The organism is Acetobacter sp., assembly GCF_047721705.1.
GTDB lineage: Bacteria > Pseudomonadota > Alphaproteobacteria > Acetobacterales > Acetobacteraceae > Acetobacter.
In genome coordinates this window covers 1-22,815 of the sequence record NZ_JBDNXK010000041.1, presented here as the reverse complement: position 1 = coordinate 22,815, position 22,815 = coordinate 1, and the positions used below count along the sequence as shown (strand labels likewise).

Annotated in this window: 23 protein-coding genes and 1 tRNA gene; 13 read left to right on the top strand and 11 right to left on the bottom strand. The window is 57.4% G+C overall.

Annotation, left to right across the window (positions count from 1 at the left end; translation table 11 throughout):
• Nucleotides 1-63: 63 nt before the first annotated feature.
• On the top strand, nucleotides 64-1,368 hold the full coding sequence (locus tag ABF824_RS08710; protein ID WP_415488091.1) for a polysaccharide polymerase: 1,305 nt from the start codon (nucleotides 64-66) through the stop codon (nucleotides 1,366-1,368).
• A gap of 85 nt (nucleotides 1,369-1,453) precedes the next feature.
• On the opposite strand, the gene ABF824_RS08705 is transcribed toward ABF824_RS08710, so the two are convergent.
• Nucleotides 1,454-1,528, bottom strand: a tRNA-Met gene (locus ABF824_RS08705).
• A gap of 146 nt (nucleotides 1,529-1,674) precedes the next feature.
• Nucleotides 1,675-2,538: an undecaprenyl-diphosphate phosphatase gene (locus tag ABF824_RS08700; RefSeq protein WP_415488089.1), complete on the bottom strand. Its 864-nt coding sequence runs from the start codon at nucleotides 2,536-2,538 to the stop codon at nucleotides 1,675-1,677.
• Between the two features lie 195 nt (nucleotides 2,539-2,733).
• Here ABF824_RS08700 and ABF824_RS08695 point away from each other — a divergent pair, with 195 nt between their 5' ends.
• Complete coding sequence (locus ABF824_RS08695; protein ID WP_415488087.1) at nucleotides 2,734-3,195, top strand: MlaD family protein; 462 nt, start codon at nucleotides 2,734-2,736, stop codon at nucleotides 3,193-3,195.
• A gap of 16 nt (nucleotides 3,196-3,211) precedes the next feature.
• Here the strand turns inward: ABF824_RS08695 and ABF824_RS08690 are convergent, their stop codons facing one another.
• On the bottom strand, nucleotides 3,212-4,276 hold the full coding sequence (locus ABF824_RS08690) for a D-alanine--D-alanine ligase (protein WP_415488109.1): 1,065 nt from the start codon (nucleotides 4,274-4,276) through the stop codon (nucleotides 3,212-3,214).
• A 177-nt stretch (nucleotides 4,277-4,453) separates the two neighbouring features.
• Entirely contained in the window at nucleotides 4,454-5,050 is a 597-nt protein-coding gene (locus tag ABF824_RS08685) for a DedA family protein (protein WP_415488085.1), read from the bottom strand.
• 162 nt (nucleotides 5,051-5,212) lie between these two features.
• On the opposite strand from ABF824_RS08685, the gene ABF824_RS08680 reads away from it, so the two are divergent.
• From ABF824_RS08680 to ABF824_RS08640, 9 genes are all read left to right on the top strand, one after another.
• On the top strand, nucleotides 5,213-5,692 hold the full coding sequence (locus ABF824_RS08680; protein ID WP_415488083.1) for a hypothetical protein: 480 nt from the start codon (nucleotides 5,213-5,215) through the stop codon (nucleotides 5,690-5,692).
• A gap of 161 nt (nucleotides 5,693-5,853) precedes the next feature.
• Nucleotides 5,854-6,843, top strand: a complete 990-nt coding sequence (locus tag ABF824_RS08675) for a lytic murein transglycosylase (RefSeq protein WP_415488107.1) — start codon at nucleotides 5,854-5,856, stop codon at nucleotides 6,841-6,843.
• Entirely contained in the window at nucleotides 6,840-7,721 is an 882-nt protein-coding gene (locus ABF824_RS08670) for a septal ring lytic transglycosylase RlpA family protein (protein ID WP_415488081.1), read from the top strand. Before ABF824_RS08675 ends, ABF824_RS08670 begins: the two co-directional genes overlap by 4 nt.
• A gap of 9 nt (nucleotides 7,722-7,730) precedes the next feature.
• Nucleotides 7,731-9,044 (top strand): serine hydrolase, encoded by a 1,314-nt coding sequence (locus ABF824_RS08665; RefSeq protein ID WP_415488079.1) that lies wholly within the window; start codon nucleotides 7,731-7,733, stop codon nucleotides 9,042-9,044.
• A gap of 4 nt (nucleotides 9,045-9,048) precedes the next feature.
• Nucleotides 9,049-9,720, top strand: coding sequence for a dTMP kinase (gene tmk, locus ABF824_RS08660; RefSeq protein ID WP_415488077.1), 672 nt, complete (start codon nucleotides 9,049-9,051; stop codon nucleotides 9,718-9,720).
• Nucleotides 9,721-9,783: 63 nt separating this feature from the next.
• The gene (locus tag ABF824_RS08655; protein ID WP_415488105.1) at nucleotides 9,784-10,740 is read left to right on the top strand and encodes a DNA polymerase III subunit delta'; all 957 of its coding nucleotides are present in this window, start codon (nucleotides 9,784-9,786) and stop codon (nucleotides 10,738-10,740) included.
• Nucleotides 10,741-10,906: 166 nt separating this feature from the next.
• The gene (metG, locus tag ABF824_RS08650) at nucleotides 10,907-12,454 is read left to right on the top strand and encodes a methionine--tRNA ligase (RefSeq protein WP_415488075.1); all 1,548 of its coding nucleotides are present in this window, start codon (nucleotides 10,907-10,909) and stop codon (nucleotides 12,452-12,454) included.
• Complete coding sequence (locus ABF824_RS08645; protein ID WP_415488073.1) at nucleotides 12,451-13,242, top strand: TatD family hydrolase; 792 nt, start codon at nucleotides 12,451-12,453, stop codon at nucleotides 13,240-13,242. The genes metG and ABF824_RS08645 overlap by 4 nt, the downstream gene beginning before the upstream one ends.
• A gap of 21 nt (nucleotides 13,243-13,263) precedes the next feature.
• Nucleotides 13,264-14,070, top strand: a complete 807-nt coding sequence (locus ABF824_RS08640; protein ID WP_415488071.1) for an MBL fold metallo-hydrolase — start codon at nucleotides 13,264-13,266, stop codon at nucleotides 14,068-14,070.
• 38 nt (nucleotides 14,071-14,108) lie between these two features.
• Here the strand turns inward: ABF824_RS08640 and ABF824_RS08635 are convergent, their stop codons facing one another.
• Entirely contained in the window at nucleotides 14,109-15,722 is a 1,614-nt protein-coding gene (locus tag ABF824_RS08635) for a tannase/feruloyl esterase family alpha/beta hydrolase (protein WP_415488069.1), read from the bottom strand.
• A gap of 205 nt (nucleotides 15,723-15,927) precedes the next feature.
• Here ABF824_RS08635 and ABF824_RS08630 point away from each other — a divergent pair, with 205 nt between their 5' ends.
• A complete protein-coding gene (locus ABF824_RS08630; protein ID WP_415488067.1) occupies nucleotides 15,928-17,121 on the top strand; it encodes a DUF3500 domain-containing protein in 1,194 nt (397 codons plus the stop codon).
• Entirely contained in the window at nucleotides 17,118-17,666 is a 549-nt protein-coding gene (locus ABF824_RS08625; protein WP_415488065.1) for a hypothetical protein, read from the top strand. The genes ABF824_RS08630 and ABF824_RS08625 overlap by 4 nt, the downstream gene beginning before the upstream one ends.
• 42 nt (nucleotides 17,667-17,708) lie before the next feature.
• Here ABF824_RS08625 and ABF824_RS08620 read toward each other — a convergent pair whose 3' ends face one another.
• The 6 genes from ABF824_RS08620 to ABF824_RS08595 form a co-directional block, all read right to left on the bottom strand.
• Nucleotides 17,709-19,220, bottom strand: a complete 1,512-nt coding sequence (locus ABF824_RS08620) for an MDR family MFS transporter (RefSeq protein ID WP_415488063.1) — start codon at nucleotides 19,218-19,220, stop codon at nucleotides 17,709-17,711.
• A gap of 92 nt (nucleotides 19,221-19,312) precedes the next feature.
• On the bottom strand, nucleotides 19,313-19,942 hold the full coding sequence (locus ABF824_RS08615; protein WP_415488061.1) for an O-methyltransferase: 630 nt from the start codon (nucleotides 19,940-19,942) through the stop codon (nucleotides 19,313-19,315).
• Nucleotides 19,943-19,977: 35 nt separating this feature from the next.
• Nucleotides 19,978-20,565, bottom strand: a complete 588-nt coding sequence (locus tag ABF824_RS08610) for a PadR family transcriptional regulator (RefSeq protein ID WP_415488059.1) — start codon at nucleotides 20,563-20,565, stop codon at nucleotides 19,978-19,980.
• Between the two features lie 432 nt (nucleotides 20,566-20,997).
• On the bottom strand, nucleotides 20,998-21,504 hold the full coding sequence (locus ABF824_RS08605; RefSeq protein WP_415488057.1) for a hypothetical protein: 507 nt from the start codon (nucleotides 21,502-21,504) through the stop codon (nucleotides 20,998-21,000).
• A 115-nt stretch (nucleotides 21,505-21,619) separates the two neighbouring features.
• Nucleotides 21,620-22,462 (bottom strand): PhzF family phenazine biosynthesis protein, encoded by an 843-nt coding sequence (locus tag ABF824_RS08600; RefSeq protein WP_415488055.1) that lies wholly within the window; start codon nucleotides 22,460-22,462, stop codon nucleotides 21,620-21,622.
• Between the two features lie 23 nt (nucleotides 22,463-22,485).
• Nucleotides 22,486-22,815 (bottom strand): DapH/DapD/GlmU-related protein (locus ABF824_RS08595; protein WP_415488053.1); only part of this gene is annotated, 330 nt, incomplete at its 5' end.

The window sequence follows — 22,815 nt, the reverse complement described above, 5'->3', positions numbered from 1 at the left end:
CGTCGCAAACATACGTCCAGACCGCTTCATGACGCTTTGTGGTCTGTTTGCCTGTGAGATGTCATGACCATTGCCGTTGCCCAGCCCGCCGCAAACGCGAGCCTGCCCTTTTCCGCGAAACCGCGCGTGCGTGCGATGACCGGCTCTCTGGTGGGTAAATGGCTTGTCATCGCCTCCGTCATGTTCAACCCACTTCTCTGTCTGCTCGACACAAAAGGGGTGCTGCATACTTCCAGCGCAGTGGTGGCGGTTTTTGAGCTACTCATCATTTTCGCCGCCACATGGTACGCGCGCAAACAGATCCGTCCTTTTGCGGTTATTCTGTCGGGCATCATTGCCGCTTATGTCGTGGCCGCCCACCTGATCAATCCGGCCGTTTCACTCAAGATCCTTCATGATCTCTGGGTGCCCTATGTCTTTTACATTCTGGGAACGACATCGACCTTTCGAACAGCAAAATCGACCATGTGGATCATCATGGGGCTTGTTCTGTTCTTTGGTTTTTTCGAACTTCTCGCGTTCAATGTTTACGGCCAGTTTTTCAATATCTGGAAATATTACGTGGATAAGGGCGCATTGGGTGCTGATGTCATCAACTACCAGAACACGACGTCCTTTGTGAGCGGCAATCGTGGTGCCGATGCACGCACGTATCTTCCCTCCATTCTTGGTCCAGCCCGTATTTCGTCGGTGTTTCTGGAGCCGGTGTCGCTGGGAAATTTCGCTACGATCGTTTTTGCGTGGGGGCTCAGTATCTGGAATCGGAAGTCGGCCAAGTCGCTGGTTCTGCTGATGGCGTTGGGTTTCCTGTGCATCGTCCTGTCCGATTCACGTTTTGCGACGGCCTGCTGCTTGTTGCTGGTTCTGGTGCGCCTGACACCCCTTTGTCGTTCCTCGCTGTTTGTGATTTCCCTGCCAGTTCTGATCGCAACGGCTCTGACGGTTGTCGGGTCTCTGCATGAACTTCCCGGCGTAAAGCCCAGCATCATTACTGACGATTTCAAGGGGCGGCTTCTGTTTTCCGGGCGGCTTCTGGATGACTGGAGCCTGGCGCCCTGGTTCGGCTTTGCGGCGTCTCCCGTATACGTGGCGGATACCGGCTATGCCTATCTGTTCAACTCGCTGGGGCTGCCGCTGACCCTCGTGCTGTTCCTTGTCATCGCTTTCCGCAGAAATGCATCACCCGAAGCGGCTGTCATGAAAACGATGATCGCACTCTATTTCGCGACGTCGCTGTGCATTGGCGCCAATGGGGTGACAATCAAGACAGGGGCTCTGCTCTGGTTTCTCTACGGCGCGTTGGATGCGGCCTCGAAAGGGGGCAAGGGCAGGGGAGAAAGCGCGTTTTCCGGACAGGCTGCACGATAGCTGCCGCAACGCTGAGGCGTATGTGCCGCTTCTCAAGACTGTATCCTGATCTGCAGAACCATTTAGAAGGGGAAAGCCCGGTGAATGGTAGCGGCGGACGGATTTGAACCGCCGACCAAGGGATTATGATTCCCCTGCTCTACCGCTGAGCTACGCCGCCATTGCACCGGTGAGCGCTGAATTATCCAGATGCGGGTGCCAAGTCAACCCGTTATTGGGCGTTTGTTTGTATACTGGATGAAGAAATTCGGCTGCTCTGGCAGGGAAGGGAAAGGAACCTTCTTGCCTGCCAGAGCCTGTGTGGGATCAGTGCGTGCTGCCGAGATAAACGAGAGAACCCAGTCCGAGCGCAATGCAGTAATAGGCAAACGGAGCCAGCGCCCATTTGTCGTGATTACGAAAGTAACGCATGAGAATGGCGGTGCTGATGAGCGCCGTAACGCCCGCCACACTGGCCGCCACGAACGCCAGATGGATCTGGTCATGCGAGATGGTCATGTGCCGCATTTTCAGGGTCTGATGGACCGTGGCAGCAAGAATGATCGGCTCGGCCATCAGAAAGGAAAAGCGTGCCGCCACGTCATGATGCAGACCGCGCAGCAGGCCTCCGGCAATTGTAGCACCAGAGCGGGACATGCCGGGGAACAGGGCAAGGCACTGGAACGTGCCGATGAAAAGGGCGTCGCTGGAAGTAAGGCTCGCGATCGGGCGATCTTCCTGCGTTGTGGAGGTGGTTGTTACGCCTCGTGACTTCAGGCGCTCGACAATGAGCAGCATCAGGCCGTTTGCGACCAGAAGCCCCGCCACGGGAAAAGGCGAACCGAACAGATGCTTGAGCGCGCGTTCCAGAAGACCGCCGACGATGACGGCGGGAAGCGTGGCGATGGCCAGCAGCATCAGGATACGGAAGCTTTCCAGCCGGTAAGCGCGTCCGTGCAATCCAAGGGCGCCAGTGATGATGGCCGCCCAGTCTCTCCAGAAGAAGACGAACAGCGCGACGGACGTTCCCAGATGCAGCATGACGAGAAATGGCAGGAAGGCGGGATCGCCTTCGTCGAAAGGCCAGTGCAGGAGGGCGGGGAGCAGCACCGCATGCCCCAGGCTGCTTACCGGAAACAGTTCGGTTGCGCCTTGAAGTATGGCGATGAGAATGGCCTGCAGCAGCGTCATGTAATCAACCCAATCGAAATGACAGCGAACGCGATTTCCGGCTGAGTCGGAAATGCTTTGGTAATAATTAGACTTACTCGCCCCGGAGCGATACCTCTCTTGTCACGATTTGCGCTTCGCTTCTTGACCCGGGCGTGAGAGGCAGCCTTATCTGCCAAAGACGTTCGTATGACGTCGGACAGGAGCAAAAGAAGCATGGCCCGTGGCCGCCAGACAGGAACGACCATTTTCAGTTTTGCCGTGCTGGCGGTGGCAGCGGGATTTGCGCTGTACGCTCACGGGACACAGACTAGTTTTGGGGCGGTGCGCTATCCTCTGTCAGCCAGTTTCGTCTCTGCCAATGGGCTGGCACGGGGGGCGCTTGTCGAACTGGGTGGAGTTCCCATCGGGCGTGTCTCGGCGATTCATCTTGATCCGAAGACCCAGATGGCTGTCGTGAATTTTGAAGTGAACGATACGCTGCATTTTCCCATCGACAGCGAGTTGAGTGTGGGCGCCATGACAATGTCAGGCGATAACGCGCTGCTGGTTGAACCGGGCAAATCTTCCCAGCTGACCAAGGCTGGCGACGTGATCACCAATACCCGCGAGCCGGTCAGTCTCGAGCAGCAGGTCAGCAACTATATCTTTGGAAATGGTGGGCTTCCCACGGACTGACCGCCTTTGAGGCAGGTCAGTCGTTCAGCGGATAGGAGCGCAGGAGTCGACGCTGTTCCAGCCACAGGCGGATACCAGCTGGAAGCGTGGTGGATTTCCAGCCGCGACGGCGGTTTTCCGCACCTATTCTGAATGCCTCGCCATAATGGTGGAACTGGGCGGCGTAGGCTTCACGCAGGGTGGTGCGTGAATCCCAAATGTGGGTGGCTTCCGAACCGACGCCGTTGACCTCGATAATTTCGAAATCCTTGCCTTGTCGGAGTGCTTCGACCGACCGGAATTTCACATCGATCCGGCCAAAGTGAAACTCGGGAAAATCCTGCATGATCCGGTCGATGATATTCGACAGTTCCGGGGTGATATCCACCGCGCCATTGCGGAAAACCGAGCCTTTGCAGTGGTTGCCCGTGAACACGAGAGGCACTGTATCTCCCTTTGCTGGCACCTCGTGGAGGCGGGCGGCAAGGCGAGGGCGGTAAATCTCAGGCAGGAGACGGGTGCGGGGGTCGTTTTCCAGAAGTTCGGAGACTGTCGAGACGCCATCCCCCAGCAGCATCGGCACATCCTTATAGGTCATGGATGTGATGCGGCCCTGAGGCTCATCCGTGTGACGGATGTAAAATAGGCCAGCCTCATAGTCCCAAGGAATGAGACGTTGCAGCACCAGTCGGACCCCGCGGGGATACTGCGCCAGCGTATCGCGCAGCGCGTCGTCCGTGCGGGCGAGTTTGACGCCTGTGCCGTTGCAGCCAACATCGGGTTTGACGACGATGGGCCCCTTGATCCCCTTGGCGACGAGGGCCGCTTTCGCACGGGCGAAATCATCGCGGTCGGTGTCCAGAATGACATAGGGTGCAATGTATTTCCGGGCAAAAGGTCCGGCGAGATCAAGGATTTCGCTTTTGTTTTCGCCGCACAGGCCGCCTGTGGTGATAAGCGGATTGGCGGCGGTCGGCAGTCCGAAGTCACGATACCGCACACCGAGTGCGATCCAGTAGGCAACGATAGGGGTGTAAAAGAGCCAGCCGGGCCAGAATTCAAAGAAACTTAGCGGCTCATCGCTTTCCGGCTTGTTTTTCAATTTTTCCCATAGTCGGCGAACTGTTGATTTTTTTTCCAAAGAAGGCGCCTGCCGTTCAGGGGGCTGCGGAGTGGAACGCGGCGGCGCCTCGGGGAAGGAGAAGGGCGAGCCGCTTTCCATCAGATCATCTGTTGCGAGATCGGAAAGGTCTGTGTGATGCAGTTGTTCCATTCCAGTTCAATCCCGCGAAGATGACGATTGCATACGGGCGACCCGACGACCGACCACGGTCATGGCCACGACGAATCCTGCCACGCCGACCCATCGCCATGCTCCCAGTTCATTCATGAGAATCTGGCCGATTTTTAGGGAGAGGGCAAACAGCGCTGTCGTCCAGAACAGGGTTGCGATGGCTGTGGCCAGAATGAAAACCTGGAATCCGGCGCTGAAGAAGCCCGAGGCTGTGTAGATCGGCAGTCTCGTACCGGGAATGAACCGCGAGAGGAAGATCACACGGAAAAGAGCGGCTCCCCGCCACCAGTTGGTTCCATCCCGGTCGCTATTGCGCGGCGCCCACCGGCTGGCTGCGGGCCAGAACGCGGCTAGTCGCCCTAGTCCGTAAAGTCCTGCGTCGCCCGTCACGATGCCAATATAGAGGGACGCCAATGCCAGCGGCGCACTGACAGCGCCGTTGCCGACAGCGATGGCGGTGAGAATCGTAGCGCCATCCTCAAGAATGAAGGTGCCGAGGATGATGATAGCTGCTTGCGCCAGTGGGTTTTCCGCCATGACGGGCAACCACGAAAGCAGCGGATTGGAAGGGATCGGGGCCATTTGCCGGTTTCTTGCACGGTTTGCGCTTCTCTTTCAAACGCTCGCATGGCTGCGGAATAAACATTTCCTCCCGCGATATGTTTCTTCTTACGGTTGCGTCATTATAGTTGGTGGGCGGCATGTCGGATGAGCATGTCACACAGTTCAAAAAGGCATCTCTTCGTGACAGTTACGTTTCGTTCCATCGCTGAACTGGCGCAGGCCATTCCCGGTCTTCCGGAAGATGGTCCCCAAAGACTGGAGGCATTGCGTCGTGCCGTGGGCGATCAACCGGCTCCCGCTGCCCTTGGGGTTCGCAGGCGAACCATCCCGCATAGCGCCACTGTGGGCGCGGTGGTCGAGCAGTCTTTTTCCGGACCGGAAAGACTGACGGAGGAGCAGGCCGAGGCTCTGCCTGTCGCGTGTCGTTATTTCGATCGGGAATGGTATGCCCGCACTTATGTCGATGTCCGGCAGTCCAATATGGACCCCAGCTTTCACTTCCGGAAAATAGGGTGGAAAGAAGGGCGCAATCCTAATCCGTATTTTGATGTCAAATCATATCTGGCGGCCAACCCGGATGTTGCGGCTGCGGGCGTCAATCCTTTCGAACATTTCATTTTTTATGGAATTATCGACCGGCGACCGCTGAAACTTGTGTGATGCGCTGTCCACGCCGGTAAGGAAAAATCGCAAGCCGCTGCTGGGCCTCTGGAGAAACCGTAATATTCGCAGTAAAGAAAATTGCGGTCTGGCCAGCCGGAAAGCTGGGCCGCTCCGCACAGGGTATCTATGGAACTGGAGAGCGCTCGGGCATGAGAGAAATGATGGGGCGTCGCGCCATGCTTGGCGGATTTACGCTTGCCGGTGCTGCGGCGACAGGCCTTATCCGCCCGTCTTCTGTCGCCTTGGCGGCGGGTTCCTATGGCACTTTCCTCGCGGATGTGCGGCGGCAGGCTCTCGGTATGGGGCTGTCGGAAGGGATCGTGGATGCCGCCCTGAAGCAGACCCGCGAGCCGAACGCCAAGGTTCTCAAGCTGGACCGCCATCAGCCCGAGTTCACGCTGACATGGGCGCAATACCGCGAAAAGGTGCTCACGTCCGCGAAGATAGAGGCAGGGCGCACAGCCTACGGCACATACGGTAATACGCTGGCGAAGGTGACGTCCGAGACCGGGGTTGATCAGCAGCCCATCATGGGAATCTGGGGTCTGGAATCCTACTATGGCCGCATCACTGGCGGCTTCAATGTGGTCGATGCTCTGGCGACTCTGGCTTTTGACGGGCGTCGCGCCGCGTTTTTCCGCTCCGAACTGCTGAATGCGCTGAAAATTCTCAATGAAGGCCGGATTACACCCGCTGCCATGTCCGGCAGCTATGCGGGCGCAATGGGACAGCCGCAGTTCATGCCAAGCGCCTATCTCAAATATGCCCGTGCCTTTGACGGCTCATCTCGCGCCGATATCTGGAAAACCGTGCCGGATGTGCTGATGTCGATCGGCAATTATCTCGCTAAAAGTGGCTGGCGCACGGGTGAACCGTGGGGGCAGCCGGTAAGGGTGCCTGCGTCCCTGACACAGTCCCAGATCGGTCGTTCCGCGACGCGTTCGCTCAAGGCATGGATGGAGGCCGGCGTAAGGCGGGAAGACGGTTCGGAATTCCGGCGCGGGGATGTTGAGGGCGCGATCGTGCGTCCGGATGGCGAGGGTGGCGAAGCCTTCATGGTCTATCACAATTTCAACGTTATCCGCCGTTACAACCCCTCGGATTATTACGCTCTGGGTGTCGGACTGATGGGCAATTTGACCACATGAAGCAGGCTGCGGGCTGTTATGCGGTGCGCTGGCTGCTGCTGCTGTCTGGACTGGCGCTGGCGGGCTGTCACAAGCAGGTTCCGCCGCTGGCATCGCATATTCACTATGAAGTCGGCGCAGCCTATATGGCGGATGGCCGCTGGCTTTATCCAAGGCAGGAATTTGCTTATCGGGAAACCGGTCTTGCTGTCATGGATACCAATACATCACCCCGGCTGACAGCGGACGGAGAGGTCTACGATCCGCAAGCGATGGCGGGCGCGCATCCGACACTGCAACTGCCGATTCAGGTCACGGTGCGCAATCTCGATAATGGGCGCCAGATCACCGTTCGTCTCAATGATCGCGGACCCGCACAACGTGGACGTCTCCTTTCTCTCACGCCGCGCGCCGCACAACTTCTGGGTATGGGGCAGGGGCCTGCCCGTGTCGAAGTGGTCGAGGATGAACTACCGAGCAGGGTTTTTGCGGAGACGCTTCCCGGCGGCCCTCTGCTTGCCATGAATGCGGCTCCGGTGGAGACGGTGCGGGAGGAAGCGCTGGATGCTCCCGGACGGCAGTCAACAGTTGCTGCGCCATCCGCTGTTCAGAACGCGGTCGGTACGCCACCTGTGGCACTGCCGGTTCTGCCTGCGACCTATGTGCAGAATATTCCAACAGCCGGCAGTCTGTGGGTGGAGACGGGGCGGTTCACCCAGCGTTCCTATGCCGCGATGGAAGCGGCCAAAGCCGGCGGCACGGTACGCTATGCAAATGATAGCCGGGGACCGGCCTGGGGCGTGCGTGTTGGACCGTTCCAGACAGTTAATGAAGCAGATACGGCACTGGACCAGGCCCTCGGGCTCGGGTTAACGGGTGCCCATATCGTCGTCGAATAGGATTGAAACGTGCAGACCCGACGGATTCTTCTTGCGAGCGGCACTGCCGCGCTGGCTGGTGGCGCCAGCCTCATGCTGCCGGGTATGTCCCGCGCTGCGCGACCTGCGAAGGTAAAACACGCTGGCCATCACGGCGCTTCGGCCGCCGCAGCGCCAAGTGCGCCCATCGATGCGAGCCCGGCCATGACGCCGATCGGGCCGGTGGACACCATTGCGCGCTGGGCCTGCATCACCGATTTCGACAGTGGCGAAGTGCTTCTGGAGAAGGCAGCGGACGACCACATGCCGCCTTCCTCCATGACCAAGATGATGACGGCCTATGTCGTCTTCGGCATGCTCGGAGCGGGACGCATCAAGCTGGAGCAGACCTTCCCGGTCAGCGAGCGGGCGTGGCGCATGCAGGGCTCGAAGATGTTCGTGCCACTGGGCGAGAGCATCCCAGTGCAGGATCTTATTCAGGGCATGTTGATCCAGTCCGGCAATGACGCGTGTATCGTGCTGGCTGAAGGCATTTCCGGTTCGGAAGAGCAGTTTGTCGCTCTTATGAACGATACGGCGGCCAAACTTGGCATGACCAACACGCACTACATGAACACCACCGGCTGGCCTGCCGAGGGGCATTACATGTCGGCGCGGGACACCTGCACCATCGCCGGGCATCTGATCCGCGATTTTCCACAATATTATCATTACTTTTCGGAAACATCCTTCGCGTTCAACAAGATCAATCAGGGCAACCGGAACGTTCTGGTCGACAAGGGACTGGCGGACGGTCTCAAGACCGGTCACACGGATGCGGGGGGCTTCGGTCTCTGCGCTTCCTCGAAGCGGGACGGTCGCCGGGTCATCATGACGGTGAATGGACTGCCATCCACCAATGCGCGTGCTCATGAAGGTGAGCGCCTGCTCGGCTGGTCCTTCGCCAATTTCGAACTGGCGGCGATTGCGCACAAGGGACAGGTCATCGATCAGGCTCCCGTGTGGATGGGCGTGAATGGCACCGTGCCGCTCATCGCTGCGCGTGATGTGACGTTCCTGATGCCGCATGGCTGGCAGTCGCGCGTGCATGTGTCCGTCGATTATCCCTCGCCGGTTATTGCTCCCGTGCAGGCGGGGCAGGTTATCGGGCAGCTCACGATTACTCTCCCGGCCAATCCCACGAACAATTCCGTTGTTCCCGCTGCGCCGGGTGACGCTGCTGCTGCACCAGCCGTGCCGCAGGGGCGTGTCCTTACAGTGCCACTGGAAGCAGGGGGCGCTGTGGCGAAGCTTGGCTTTGGTGGCAGGATCGCAGCACGTCTCGGTATGAAGCGTCACTCATAGGGTGATGGCTTCTCGCAAGAACACCGGTGCCTTCATCACTTTCGAAGGGGGAGAGGGTGCCGGAAAGTCCACGCAGATCAGGGCTGTCGGAGAGCGCCTGCGTGCCGCGGGTCATGAGGTGGTGACGACGCGGGAGCCGGGCGGTTCCTCCGGTGCAGAGGCGATTCGTGAGTTTCTGCTTTTTGGCGGACACGATCTGTCGGCTCGCGCCGAGATCATGATGCATTTCGCCGCGCGATGCGATCACGTGGATCAGGTGATCCGCCCGGCCGTCGAAGCCGGGAAAATCGTGCTGTGCGACCGTTTTTTCGATTCCACGATGGCCTATCAGGCCTATGGTCGCGGCAATGGCGATCCGGCGCTCATCAATATGGTGCAGTCGCTTCGTGATCTGGTGCGGATGACGCCCGATCTGACCGTTCTGTTTCAGGTCGATCTGGAAACAGGACTGCGCCGTGCAATGGCGAGGGCTGTGGCCATATCGGGGCAGGGCGCGCCACTGGACCGCTATGAAAGCGCTGACCGGTCGTTCCATGAGCGCGTGGCGGAAGGCTTCCGGGCAATCGCGGAAGCGGAGCCAGGCCGTTTCGCCCGTGTTGCCTCGGAAAGCGAAGATGTCGCAACCATCACAGACACGGTCGTCGGGTTGATCGAGACCTTTCTGGAAAGGCGCTGAATTGTGGCGGCCCGACGCGCCCAGTCTGCTGCGGAAGCCGACCCGAACGCCATCGCTTCCCCGATGGATGAGGCGCGTCGCGCTTCGCTGCATGTTATCGGGCATAATGACGCCTTTCGCACATTCTGCGATGCCATCGCTTCAGGACGACTGCATCATGCGTGGCTGCTGACCGGACCCGAGGGCATCGGTAAAATGCCACTGGCTTTCCGCATGGGGCGCAGGCTGCTGAATGCGGAAGATCCCAACGGGTCCGCAGGTCGGCTTGTGACGGCAGGATCTCACCCTGATCTGCTGGCGGTCGGACGCGCCTTTGATGAAAAACGCCAGCGTTTCCGGGGCGAAATCGTGGCGGACGATATCCGCCCCATCAACAGCTTCATGCACCGCACAGCGGCGGAAGGCGGCTGGCGGGTGGTTCTTATCGACACAGCCGAAGCCATGAATCGCAATGCGGCCAATGCGTTGCTCAAAATTCTGGAAGAACCTCCTCCTCGGGCTATCCTGATCCTGACCAGTGCCATGCCCGGAGCGCTTCTGCCGACCATCCGCAGCCGTGTACGCAAGCTGGCGATCGCACCGCTGGGCGAAAGCGATGTGCGGGCCGTGCTTCGGCAGAACGTACCTGATGCCGAGCCATCGGAAATCGAACGCGTGGTGCCTCTGGCGGAAGGATCACCCGGTCGGGCGATGTCTCTGCTGGCGGACAAAAATGGCGCCATTGGTAATATTGCCCGAGAAGCGGTGCGGGGCATGCCGATAGGGCGCATACTCGATGCAGCAGAAACACTCGCGCGGGCAGGAGAGACAGGCTTCGCTCTGTTTTTTACCCTGCTTGGCACTGCGCTTGCCGACGCAGCGCGGACCGTTGCCGCGCAGAGCACTGCCAGAGGCGTGAGACTGGCCGAGGCTTGGCAGCAGATTGCCGAAATCCGCGCGCGCGCGGAGAATTTCAATCTCGACAAGCAGGAAGCCATCATTGAGGCTTTGACTGCGGCAGGTGAGGCCGGTTCTTTCTGAACCTGGGCTTTCTCCGGCTTCAAGGGGTCGCATCGCATCGCTGCTTCCGATATGGATGCAGCAGGATGGATGAGAGGCTGGAGTTCGTAACACGCATCCCTGTGCGACGTACGACATGTTACTCTTGCTGATCGATCCGCGATGCAGACCTAACGAAGAGCAGGACATGACCGGCCGTTTTTACGTCACGACCCCGATCTACTATGTGAACGGCGCGCCCCATATCGGCCATGCCTATACTTCCATCGCCGCGGATATCGTCGCCCGGTTCCATCGCTTGTGCGGTGACGAGGTGTTTTTCCTGACCGGCACCGATGAGCACGGCCAGAAGGTCGAGCAGGCCGCGCAGGCCGCAGGCGAAGCCCCGCAGACGTTCACGGACCGGATTTCCGCCGATTTCCGTAATATGGCCGACGCGATGAACGTCTCTTACGATGACTTCATCCGTACGACCGAACCACGCCACATCGCAGGCGCTCAGGCCGTGTGGGAAAAGGTTGCGGCGAACGGCGACATCTATCTCGGTGCATATGAAGGCTGGTACGCTCTGCGTGACGAGGCGTTCTACAACGAGGACGAGATCACCACGCGCCCGGACGGCACCAAGGTCGCGCCGACCGGTGCCCCGGTGGAATGGATGCGTGAGCCATCCTACTTCTTCAAGCTGTCTGCCTATGAAGATCGCCTGCTCGAACTCTACGAGAAACACCCCGACTTCATCGGTCCTGCCGGTCGCCGCAACGAGATCGTCAGCTTCGTCAAGCAGGGGCTGCGTGATCTGTCTGTCAGCCGTACGAGCTTCAAGTGGGGTGTGCCGGTTCCGGGCGATGCCGACCATGTTATGTATGTGTGGTTCGACGCGTTGACCAACTACCTGACCGCACTCGGTTATCCCGACGCCAACGCGCCGCGCATGAAGTTCTGGCCTGCCAATCTGCATCTGGTCGGCAAGGACATCGCCCGTTTCCACACGGTTTACTGGCCCGCTTTCCTGATGGCCGCCGGTATCGAACTGCCTGACATGGTCTTCTCCAACGGCTGGTGGACGGTCGAAGGCGAGAAGATGAGCAAGTCGCTCGGCAACGTCATTGATCCGCGTGATCTGGTGAAGGAATTCGGCGTCGATCCGGTTCGCTTCTTCCTGATGCGGGAAGTGCCGTTCGGCGGTGATAGCGATCTGTCGCGCCGCTCGCTCATCAATCGTCTGAATGTCGAACTGGCCAATGACCTCGGCAATCTCGGCCAGCGCACGCTGTCCCTGATCGCACGTAACTGCGGCGGCATCCTGCCCGCGCAGGGCAAGCACACAGAAGCGGACGCCCATTTGTTGGGACAGGCTGCCGTTCTGCCCGATATGATGAAGGCGCAGATCGCTCGCGTCGCTCTGACCGATGCGCTGGAAGAAGCGTGGAAACTAATCCGCGCCTGCAACGCCTATATCGACCATCAGGCTCCATGGACGCTGAAAAAGACCGATCCCGAGCGGATGGCTGACGTGCTGCGTGTTCTGGCCGATGCGCTCCGCTCCATCGCCACGGTGCTTCAGCCCTACATTCCGGAGAGCATGGACAAGATGCTCACGCAGCTTGGTGTTGAGCCGGGCGAGCGCGATTTTGACGCGCTGGAAATGCCTCTTCCCGCTGGCCGCCAGTTGCCGAAGCCGGAAGGGATTTTCCCCCGTTACGTCGAACCGGAGGCTGGTGAGGGAAAATGACCGGACTGATCGACACGCACTGTCATCTCGATCATTTCTCGGAAGAGGAAATGCCGGGACTGCTGGACCGGGCCAAAGAGTTCGGTCTGGAAGGCATGGTCACCATCGGCACGCGGCTCTCGCGGCAGTCCGAGCAGAAGGCTCTGACCCGTTACAGTCGGCCGGACCTGTCGATCTGGTGCGCGATTGGTACGCACCCGGATCACGTGATGGAAGAGCCTTCAATGGATGCCGAAGCCATCGTGAAGCTGGCGGAAGATCCGGAAGTCGTGGCGATCGGCGAGAGTGGTCTGGACTATTTCCATGGCGCGGAAGAAGTGCGTCCGACGCAGCAGGCCAGTTTTCGTGAGCACGTTCATGCGGCGCGTCTGACCGGTCTGCCGCTGGCGATTCATACCCGTGAGGCTGACGAGGATATGGCGTCGATCCTGCGGGAAGAGACTGAAACACGGGGTGCTTTTCCGTTTCTACTGCACTGCTTCGCTTCCGGCCCGGAACTGGCGAAGACGGCTCTGGAACTGGGTGGCTATCTCAGCTTCTCGGGGATCGTGACATTTCCGAAGTCTCAGGAACTGCGGGACATTGCTGCCGAAGTGCCGATGGATCGGATTTTCGTCGAGACGGACTCACCGTTCCTTGCGCCGGTGCCTCGTCGAGGCAAGCGGAACGAGCCGGGTTATACGGCTTACACCGCTGCCGTCGTGGCTCAGGTTAAGGGGCTGGAAGAGCAGGCTTTCATTGAGGCGACAACGGCCAATTTCCATCGTCTGTTTACACGTGCCCGCTGACATCAGGAGTAACTTTTCGGCGTGACTGGTTCTTGTCTTACTGTCACCGTTTTAGGCTGTGGCTGTTCAGGTGGTGTGCCTCTTATCGGTGGGCCAGACGGGCGCGGAGAATGGGGTGATTGTGACCCCAAGGAGCCGCGCAATCGGCGGACGCGAACGTCAATCGTGATGACCGGTCCTGATGGTAAGCGTCTGCTGGTCGATACGGGGCCGGACCTTCGTTCCCAGTTAATTGCGAACGGCATTCCCTATGCGGACGCCATTTTCTACACGCACGAACATGCGGATCATATCGCCGGTCTTGACGACGTGCGTCCTTTCAACTGGGCGCTTCAGCGTCCTATTGACGCGTTCGGCACTCAGAAGACGCTGGATGAGGTCATTCAGCGTTTTGAATATGCGTTTCGCCCATGGACACCGAAGGATGCCTTTCGACCGGGCATTGCGCCCCATGTCGTTATAGCGGGAGAGACGCGAGAGATCGTCGGTCTGACTCTGAATATTTTTGAACAGAGCCATGGACGTAATACCTCTCTTGGTTTCCGCTGCGGCAATTTCGCTTATTGCACCGACGTGGTGGAACTCTCGGAAGACGCGCTTTCACTGCTGGAAGGCGTGGACACGTGGATGGTCGACTGCCTTCAGATGAAGCCACACTCCGCGCATGCATGGCTGGATCGGGTTCTTGAATGGCGTGAGCGTATCAGGCCACGCCGTACAATTCTGACACACCTAGGACCGTTCATGGACTGGGCGGAAATGCAGCGCACCCTTCCGTCGGGTGTGGAAGCTGCGTTTGACGGGCTGGTTTTTTCAGTTCCGGTGTAAAGTGCACAGTCTCTTTCGAAATTGCGCACTTTTGTCGCTCAAAGCTTCTGAGGGGTGACGCAGGAGAAACTGGACGCAGCGTTCATGTCCCCATGCGCATCATAACGGGCGACCTTGGGCCATGTGCAGAGCGGGCGCGTCCGGATAATTTTTCCATCCGATATGCGAGACGCAATGATGATTTCGGGTGAATGATCACGCACAACCCAGTCATCAATCGCACCTAACTTGCTGAAAGTGTCGCATCCGGCCCCGCCATAGCAGTGCCCCATACCCGGAATGGTAATGAGACGTGCGGAGTTCTGGTTTGTGCTGTCTGCGTGCTGGAACAGAGCCTGAAAATAGCTGGCGAGTTGTTCCGGATTATGCCCGTCGTTCCAGCCGATATACATCAGCAGTTTGCCTCCATGACGGAAGAAGGGCGTCAGATCCTCGTCGACATGCAATAGCGGACCAAGTTTGCTGGTGGCGTTTGCAATATCCGTATCCCAGTTCAGAGTGGTCCAGTCCCATTCCGGGTTCTGGAACGCTGCGTATTTGAAAAGATCAAGCGCGACAGGGAAGGCTTTCCCATCCGCAGAAAAACCGTCTTCGCTGCCTTTGGCTGGTCCGGGGAAAATGACTTTTCCGGTTCTTGGGTTGATGGGGCCGCGATAGATCTGTTCAGCGGCTTTCACCTCATTGGCCGTCAGACATTCGGACGTGTCGTTGCTTTTGCAGAGTAGATCCTGTGGCTTGAACCCACATTGATCCGGCTCATCGAGAAAGCCCTGTTTCTTGCCGACAGGCGAAGCGCAGGCCGCCATCACGGCACGGTTAAGCATCTGGAATTTTTCCCGGGCAACGCGGAGCGCCGGGTCATGATAGCTCATCCAGCCTGCCCATAGCTGTTCGGCATTAAAGCTCACAATTGGGTTGGGCGGGGCGCCTGCTACGATGCCATCATAATCTTCTGGATAGCGCTTGGCTTCGATCAAACCTTCCAGACCACCGAGCGAACAGCCGATCCAGTAGGCGTGAGAGGCTGGTTTTCCATAGAAATGGCTGATCAACTGCTTGGCTGTTACTGTCATCAGGTGATCAGCGCGATAGGCATAATCGATCAGCTTTTCCGGATGACCAAGTGTGAAGCGGCCACCTTCACCTTCCGGCGTCGAACTGTCATGCCCGGTATCAGTACTCGCTACGGCATAGCCTTCACCAACACCCGTGGCCATGCCGTCATACATGATTGAACCGGCCCAGCCGAAATTGCCCACGCCGAGCAGTTTCCCGTTCCAGCCCTCAAGTGGCAGCCAGATTTCAGTGCGGATCTGTGAGTCTGACGTGGGATGCAGCGTGATTGCGACGCGACAGAATGCTGGGTTGGAAGGCTGCACGGGGTGCCCCGCGAGATTCATCCCGGGAGCCGTCATGATCCGACTCAGATGCGTCTGCGGACTGCGCCATGCACCAGCTTTGACCGTTTCTATCTTGGTGAACGTCGCATCCGGAAGGGCGATTTGGGCCAGATCGGCACAACTCGCGGCGTGCGCTTCGGACGACGTCAGAATGGTCCACGAAGACGCGAGAAGCGTTGCTCCCGCAAGCATGGTCAGAGACTGACGAAATGGCTTCCTGAAAGACAGGCAATTAAGCTGTTGAAACGGCATGAGGATCCTCGATTTTTCTTCAGACCTTGGTGTCATGTCAGTCGATTTTCTGACCTTGGCCGTACCTAATGGCATTCCTTTATTGTGACCGCAGAAAAGGCGGAAAGGCAAAGTCTTGAACCATCGCCTGACAGCATGCAGTCTCCGTGCCGGTTTCATAAAACACGCCATTGGGCAGAAAAAACCAAGACAGGGTAGGGCGGGGATGAAGAAGAAATTCTGGATGATCGGCGGCCTGTTTCTGGCGCTAGCTCCGACTTTTTCGCACCCTTTCGCGCTGGCATCTTCTCCTGAGGCGACTGGAGCGACCGTGTCTGTGAAGACGACACATGAGGTGGTGAAGGCAGCGCAATCCTTTCTCACCAGTCTCGATTCCCAAAGCCGTTCCAAAGTGCAGTTTCCTTTTGTTGCACAAAAGTTTGGTGTGCTTGCCCGTTTTCGTAGAAGCGCTCCGGACCAGCCTGCATTGCCTGTGACGGACGCGCAGGCAGCTGCACCCATGAAACGTGGTCCGGGGATGGGGCCACCGGGCGGTTTTATCGGGGAGCAGTACGGAGCTGCGGTCTGGTCCAATTATCCGGTGAGTGATGTGCCTCGTCCGGGGCTACAAATGGGTCAACTGACACAGGAGCAACGTGCTGACGTTCTGCAGCTGCTGCAAACGCTTCTGAGCGCAAAAGGCTATCAGAAAGTGCTGGACATAATGGGTGGCGATCAGGCGCTTGCGAATAGCGGAACGCCATTCGCCTCTGGCAAAGCTGTTTATACGATAGCGATTTTCGGAGAGCCTTCAGAAAAAGCGCCATGGATGGTACAGTTCGGTGGCCATCATCTGGGTCTGAACGTGGTGATCGACGGAATGCACGGTGTGATGACCCCGACACTGACTGGTGCTCAGCCTGCCATTTATCAACGTGACGGAAAAACCGTTCGCGTCCTTGCGGGAGAAAACGACAAGGCATTCGCGCTTCTGAACGCCCTGACTGATGCACAGCGCCAGCAGGCCATTCTTCCTTACAAGGTGGATGATCTTGTCGCGGGGCCCGGCCATGATGGTGAAACCATTGTGCCTGAGGGCATCAAGGGCTCAGCCCTGAACACAGCGCAGAAAGATATGCTGATGGATGTCATCGGCGAGTGGGTCGGGATCATCAATGATGCTTATTCCGCACCGCGTTTGCAGGAAATCCGGAAAGATCTGGATGAAACGTGGTTTGCATGGAGCGGGCCGATTACGCACGAACCAGACCATAATGGTTCGTCCTATTATCGCATTCAGGGGCCGCATCTGCTGATCGAATTTTCTCCGCAGGGCGTGGGTGGTGATCCGACTTTGCATGTGCATACGGTCTATCGTGATCCGACCAACAGTTACGGCAGCCGGTTCACTGTCCCATGAATAAAGCGGGAATCATGGCTTTCGCCGCTACCTGTGCAATGCTTTCTCCCACGCTGGCCTCTGCCCATCGGCTGGATGAATATTTGCAGGCCACAACCATCAGTCTTGCACGAGATCACATCACGCTGCATCTGCGCCTTACACCGGGTGTGCAAGTCGCTCAAACCGTCATTCAACAGATGGACAGCAATGAGGATGGAAATCTTTCTGTTGCGGAACAGCAGGCTTACGTATCGTGGATTACGCAGACTCTTTTACTGTCCCTGAACGGTCGGACAGGCCACTTGGCGGTGGAATCCGCCATGTTCCCCTCCATTCCTGCGATGAAAACAGGCGCAGGCGTGATCGATCTTCAATTCAGGGTGCCGGCACATCTTCAGAGCGGAACTTATCACCTGACCTATACCAACAAGGGGATGGGACCCGACACGGCCTGGCTGGTAAACTGCCTCGTCCCCAAAGACGCATCAATCCGTGTTATCCAGCAGAAGCGTTCGGAAAATCAGTCGTTCTATGCACTGGATTTTACAGTTCGACCTTCCTGAGAAGAGCCTGTCTGGGCTTGGCTCTTCTTCAGAAAGTAGCTTTCATTTTGCCAGTCGTGATTGACGCACCATCAACCCCACGATCAGCAGGAACGCCAGAAACATGAAGCTGCTGCTCACACTCAGACTGGCGCTGATTGCCCCTTTATAGGCCTGCGTGACTTCCCCATGCATGGCGGGGGAAAGGGACTGGATCGCGGCCATACCTTTTTCCAGAAAGCCCGATACATCGACCTTTTCCGGTAACGCCTGAAGCTGGCTCTGTAATGTCAGCGCCATAACGCCGCCTGAAAGCGCCACGCCCAGTGAACCACCGAGGGAGCGAATAAAGGACATCATGGCCGTGGCGATACCCAGCGTGCCAGCGGGCACGGCATTCTGGATCATGACGGTCGCGTTGGGCATGCCGATCCCCATGCCTACGCCGAGACAACCCAGACTGAGCAGAAAGAACAGGGGAGGCGCGCCGTGATGGGCGCAGACTGCAATCAGGGTGAGGGACGAGAATTCGATACCGACCCCAATGGCGAGGAGAAGCGCGTAACGCTGCGTTCTGGACGAGACATATCCACCCAGCACCGAACTGATCATCATCGTGCCGACCTGTGGCAACATCATCAGCCCGGAAGTCGCCGGGGTTTCTCCAAGCACCAGCTGATAATAGAGGGGCAGGAAGATCATCGATCCCATCATGGCGAAAGACATGATGCCAGTCGCAGCGACGCATACGGAAAAAGCCGGGATGCGCAGCAGGTCCAGACTGATGAGTGGTTCCGGCGCACGTTGCTCCTGTCGGATGAACAAGGCGAACAGAACCATCGTGGCGGCGAGCAGACAGAATGTCAGCGGTGATGTCCACGCAAGAGAAGTGCCGACGGAATTGAACAGCAGCAGGAAGCCGGTTGTGGCGATGCTCAGCAGGCCCGCTCCCAGATAGTCTATGCGGGGTTTGGCTTCGGTCCGCCCTGTCGGCAGGCTCAGCATGATCAGCGCAAAAGCAAGAAGTCCGATTGGCAGATTGACGAGAAACACCCAACGCCATGACAGGGCGCTGGTCAGCACGCCACCCAGAAACGGCCCCGTCACACTGCTGACCGCGAACGCCCCGGTGAAAAGCCCCTGATATCGCCCGCGTTGCTGAGGGGACACCATGTCGCCGATCACCGTCTGAGACAGTGTCATCAGACCGCCCGCACCAACACCCTGAAGCCCACGAAAAAGGATCAACTGCCACATGCTCTGCGCGATCCCGCACAGAAGGGATGCGCCGAGAAAGGAGCCGATACTGAACGCCAGCAGGGGACGGCGCCCGAACATGTCGGACAACTTGCCATATATCGGTGTCGCGATGGTGGAGGTGAGCATGAACGCTGTTACCACCCATGACATATGAGCCAGACCACCAAGGTCGCTGACGATGGTGGGGAGCGCGGTCGAGACGATACTCTGGTCGAGCGCACCCATGATCATGGTCAGGATAAGGCCGATGAAAACCAACAGGCGTGTCGAAGGGCTATAGGCAGAGGCGGTCTCTACCGTGGAAGATGACTGCACGAAAGAATCCTGTGATGACAAACAAATGGGCCGCATGTCGCTCACGACGAGCACATGCGGCCTTGGGTGTTTCTGTTATCGTCGTAAAAGATCTAGCGCGATCCGGTAGCCGGCTCAAAGCGGCTGACTTCGATGCCCGTTCCAACAGGTAGCAGGACGCTGGACATGCCGGGCAGTGCGCGGATGGCGCGGCCGTAGCGCTTCACGTCTTCTGTTCCCGGTCGGATCATGTTGTCAGCCACGATGATCGCGCCGGGGTTGAGGTGTGGGTAGAATGCTTCAAGGCAGGGAACGTAAAGATCTTTCCAGAGATCGACGAATACGAAGTCGACCTTTTCCGTGAGTTCTCCGATCATGAAGACGGCATCGCCCACCCGGAAATCGATCCACTCGGCAAGCCCGGCCTCTTCCGCCATTTCACGTGCGTAGGCTGATTTGTAGCCATGCAATTCCATGGTGATCAGCTTTCCGCCCGTCGCTCGAGCGGCGTCAGCCAGCCAGATCCCTGAATATCCGAAGGAAGTTCCCAGTTCGAGAATGGTGGGGGAGGGGAGGCTCCGGACCAGAATGTTCATCAACTGTCCGGTGTCAGGCCCGATGGCGCGCATGCGCTGATCGTGTCCGCCATCGCGGCCTCCCGGGGGGTCTTCCCGGGGACCGCTGCGCTCTTCCTGTGCGCGAGCGTGGTAGACATCCAGAACCGCTGTAATTCTGTCATCCATGTGATGCTCCCTCCTTTCCCTGTTCGTGCTGGTTCTCAGACCTGCTCGATGGCGCGTGCAGCTTCGTCCAGCAGTGCCGCGATCTTGCTTTCAGCATCGGCATCAAGGCCACCATTACGGAGACGCAGGCGCAGGGCTGTTTTCAGGTTTTCCATGCCGCGCATCACGGGCACTGACATATTGCGCCGCCTACCTTTTCCTTCGGGAGCAGCAGATGCTGTCCGTGCAAGGATTTCTTCCAGAGCCGTCTGGTTTGCAGCGACGAACGCCTCACCTTCAGGTGTGATGCTGTAGCTTTTCCGGCCCTCTTCCTCGGTGGGGCGGATGGTGCCGGCTTCTTCGAGCCAGGTAAGGGTTGGGTAGATCACGCCCGGGCTTGGCGTGTAGCTGCCACCGAATTTCTCTTCGATGGTCTTGATGAGTTCGTAGCCATAGGTTGGCTTGTCCGCGATCAGGCTGAGGACCAGCAGGCGCATTTCACCATAATCGAAGAGCCGGTTACGGCCTCCGCGGTGACCACCGCCCCGACCATGATGACGGCGGGGGCCGCCAACGCCGGAGAGGCCTTCAGGGGAGAAAGTGCGGCGGTCGTGACCGCCTTGGTGTCTTTTTCTGTTGTTCATGTTTCTCGATATAGATCTCGATATATCGTATGTCAAGATATATCGGGATATGTTTTCCGATTCTCTCTAGGGAGTGCGTGGACAGAGATTTGCGGGGAATATATCGAGCTTTTTCTGCCCGTTTTTGTGTGCTGGTTTGGAGAAAGTATAAGTAAATTAAGTAAATTAAGGAAATTTTCTTCTGAAAAAGTTCTGGAAGATAGGCGGAGAGATGCGATTTGACCTTAGCTTATGCTTTGGAGCGTCTGTCACTTTTTTGTTTGCCTGCCCTTATGGGGGTGCAATTTTTTGCTTGTGCTGAGGATGGTTTGAAAATATGCAGACGAACTGGTTTGTTTGAAATCATGAATGGATTTCAGATAGAAATACTATCGTCTAAAATGCGGTTATTGTAATATAGACTTCAGAATAAACCTGAAAATTGTCTACTCATTAATCAACGACACGAATACGGAAAGCGACATTCATGACTGCGCCCATAGGGCTGGCGACAGTTACAGGCACTATATCAAAACCAGAAAAATTGGCCTCTGGTTTATAATGAAGCGTCGTTGCGTTTATTGCTTTGCTATTACACTGACTACGTGGATTGGAGGCAGGAAAAGACGGGTGAATCGGAAGGTCGGTAAAATATGCATTGCCATGTATAGGGCTTTTTTCGAGTTTTATGACTTGGAATTTTTGAGCGTTACAATTCTCATCCACTGACTGCCAATATGCCAGCATAATATCCGCATCTTTTTTTACGATCTTATCCACAACCCGATAACGTGTTGAAGAGGGAATGCGGGGAGAGTGAGCATGAGAAGATGAGGAACGGGATGAGGACGAGACAGCGTTCACTGAAGTAGTTGTTGCGTTGACGCAGCCTGATAAAGCTAATGAAAAAACACCCAAAGCAAGGCGGCGATTATTCTTTTTGCTAAATGCAAATCTCACCGCGCCACCTCAAAAATTGATGCTGTCAAAGTGAAACCTATCCTATTCGCCCGATTCTTTTTGTTCAAGTCAGGCAGCCATGCTTACTTTGCTGGGTTTTGTAGGTTCACGGAGCCTAGAGCCGCAGCACGCCTGTAACCAACGTATTCGTAACGCCTCCAATCCAGATTTTCCCGTCTTCCTGATCGACATGCACGCGTCCGGCCCGACCGAGGCGAGTGCCCTGACTGGCGATGTAATGCTCAGGCGCGAGCCCGCTGCCTATGAGCCATTGCGCCAGTCCGGCGTTCAGGCTTCCGGTAACAGGATCCTCGTTCACCCCACAACTCATGGCGAAGGCGCGAACCTCGAACTGCGCCTGCTTTCCATCCTGTAAGGTATCCCATGGGCCGATGACACCAATACTCAGATCTGACAGAGCGGCATAATCTGGTTCGAGCGCCAGCACCTCTTTTCGTGACCCAAGCATAATGGATAACCATCCGGGGCCGTTGTCAGTCCATGCCGCAGCCCGAATGGATGAGAAAGAAATCTTCAGTCCGTCTGCGACACGGCGCAGGAGAAAGGGTTCTACAGATCCAGACCGCTGTAGCGTGGGCGCTGCAAAAGCAAGGCAGCCATTTTGAGAACGAACCGGTACAAGACCCAGACCACATTCCTGTATGATCGTATCTCCGCGTGGCTGGCCGCCTGTCGCCAACCAGGCATGACAGCTGCCCAGAGTAGGGTGGCCTGCAAAGGGTAGCTCGGTCTGAGGTGTAAAAATACGGACTTTGTAGTCTGCGTCCGGAGTGGTCGACCGAAGCAGAAACGTTGTTTCACTCAGGTTCGTCCAGTTGGCAAAAGCTGCCATCTGCTCTGTGGTGAGAGCATCTGCTCCCACAACCACGGCAACCGGATTGCCTTTGGTCGGTTCGGAAGAAAATACGTCGACCTGTTGAAACTGGAATTCAGCCATGAATGTTCGCTCGTCCGCAGGGATTAAGTATTCTGCTGTGGGTGTGACGCAGTGCGGAAAGGCCGCGCCGGATTACCAGCCACGGTTGCGCCCGAGACCACATCATGCGTGACGACACTGCCTGCGCCAATAATGGCATTATCTCCGATAGTGATGCCGGGCAGAATGATGGCCCCGCCGCCGATCCAGACATTTTTACCGATAGTAATGGGGCGGCCAGATTCCAGCATTTTCTGACGTAATTCAGGGGCTCGCGGGTGATCGGCGGTCAGTATCTGAACACCGGGACCAATCTGCGTGCCGTCCCCCATCCTGACAGGCGCCACATCAAGCACGATGCAGTTGAAATTAAG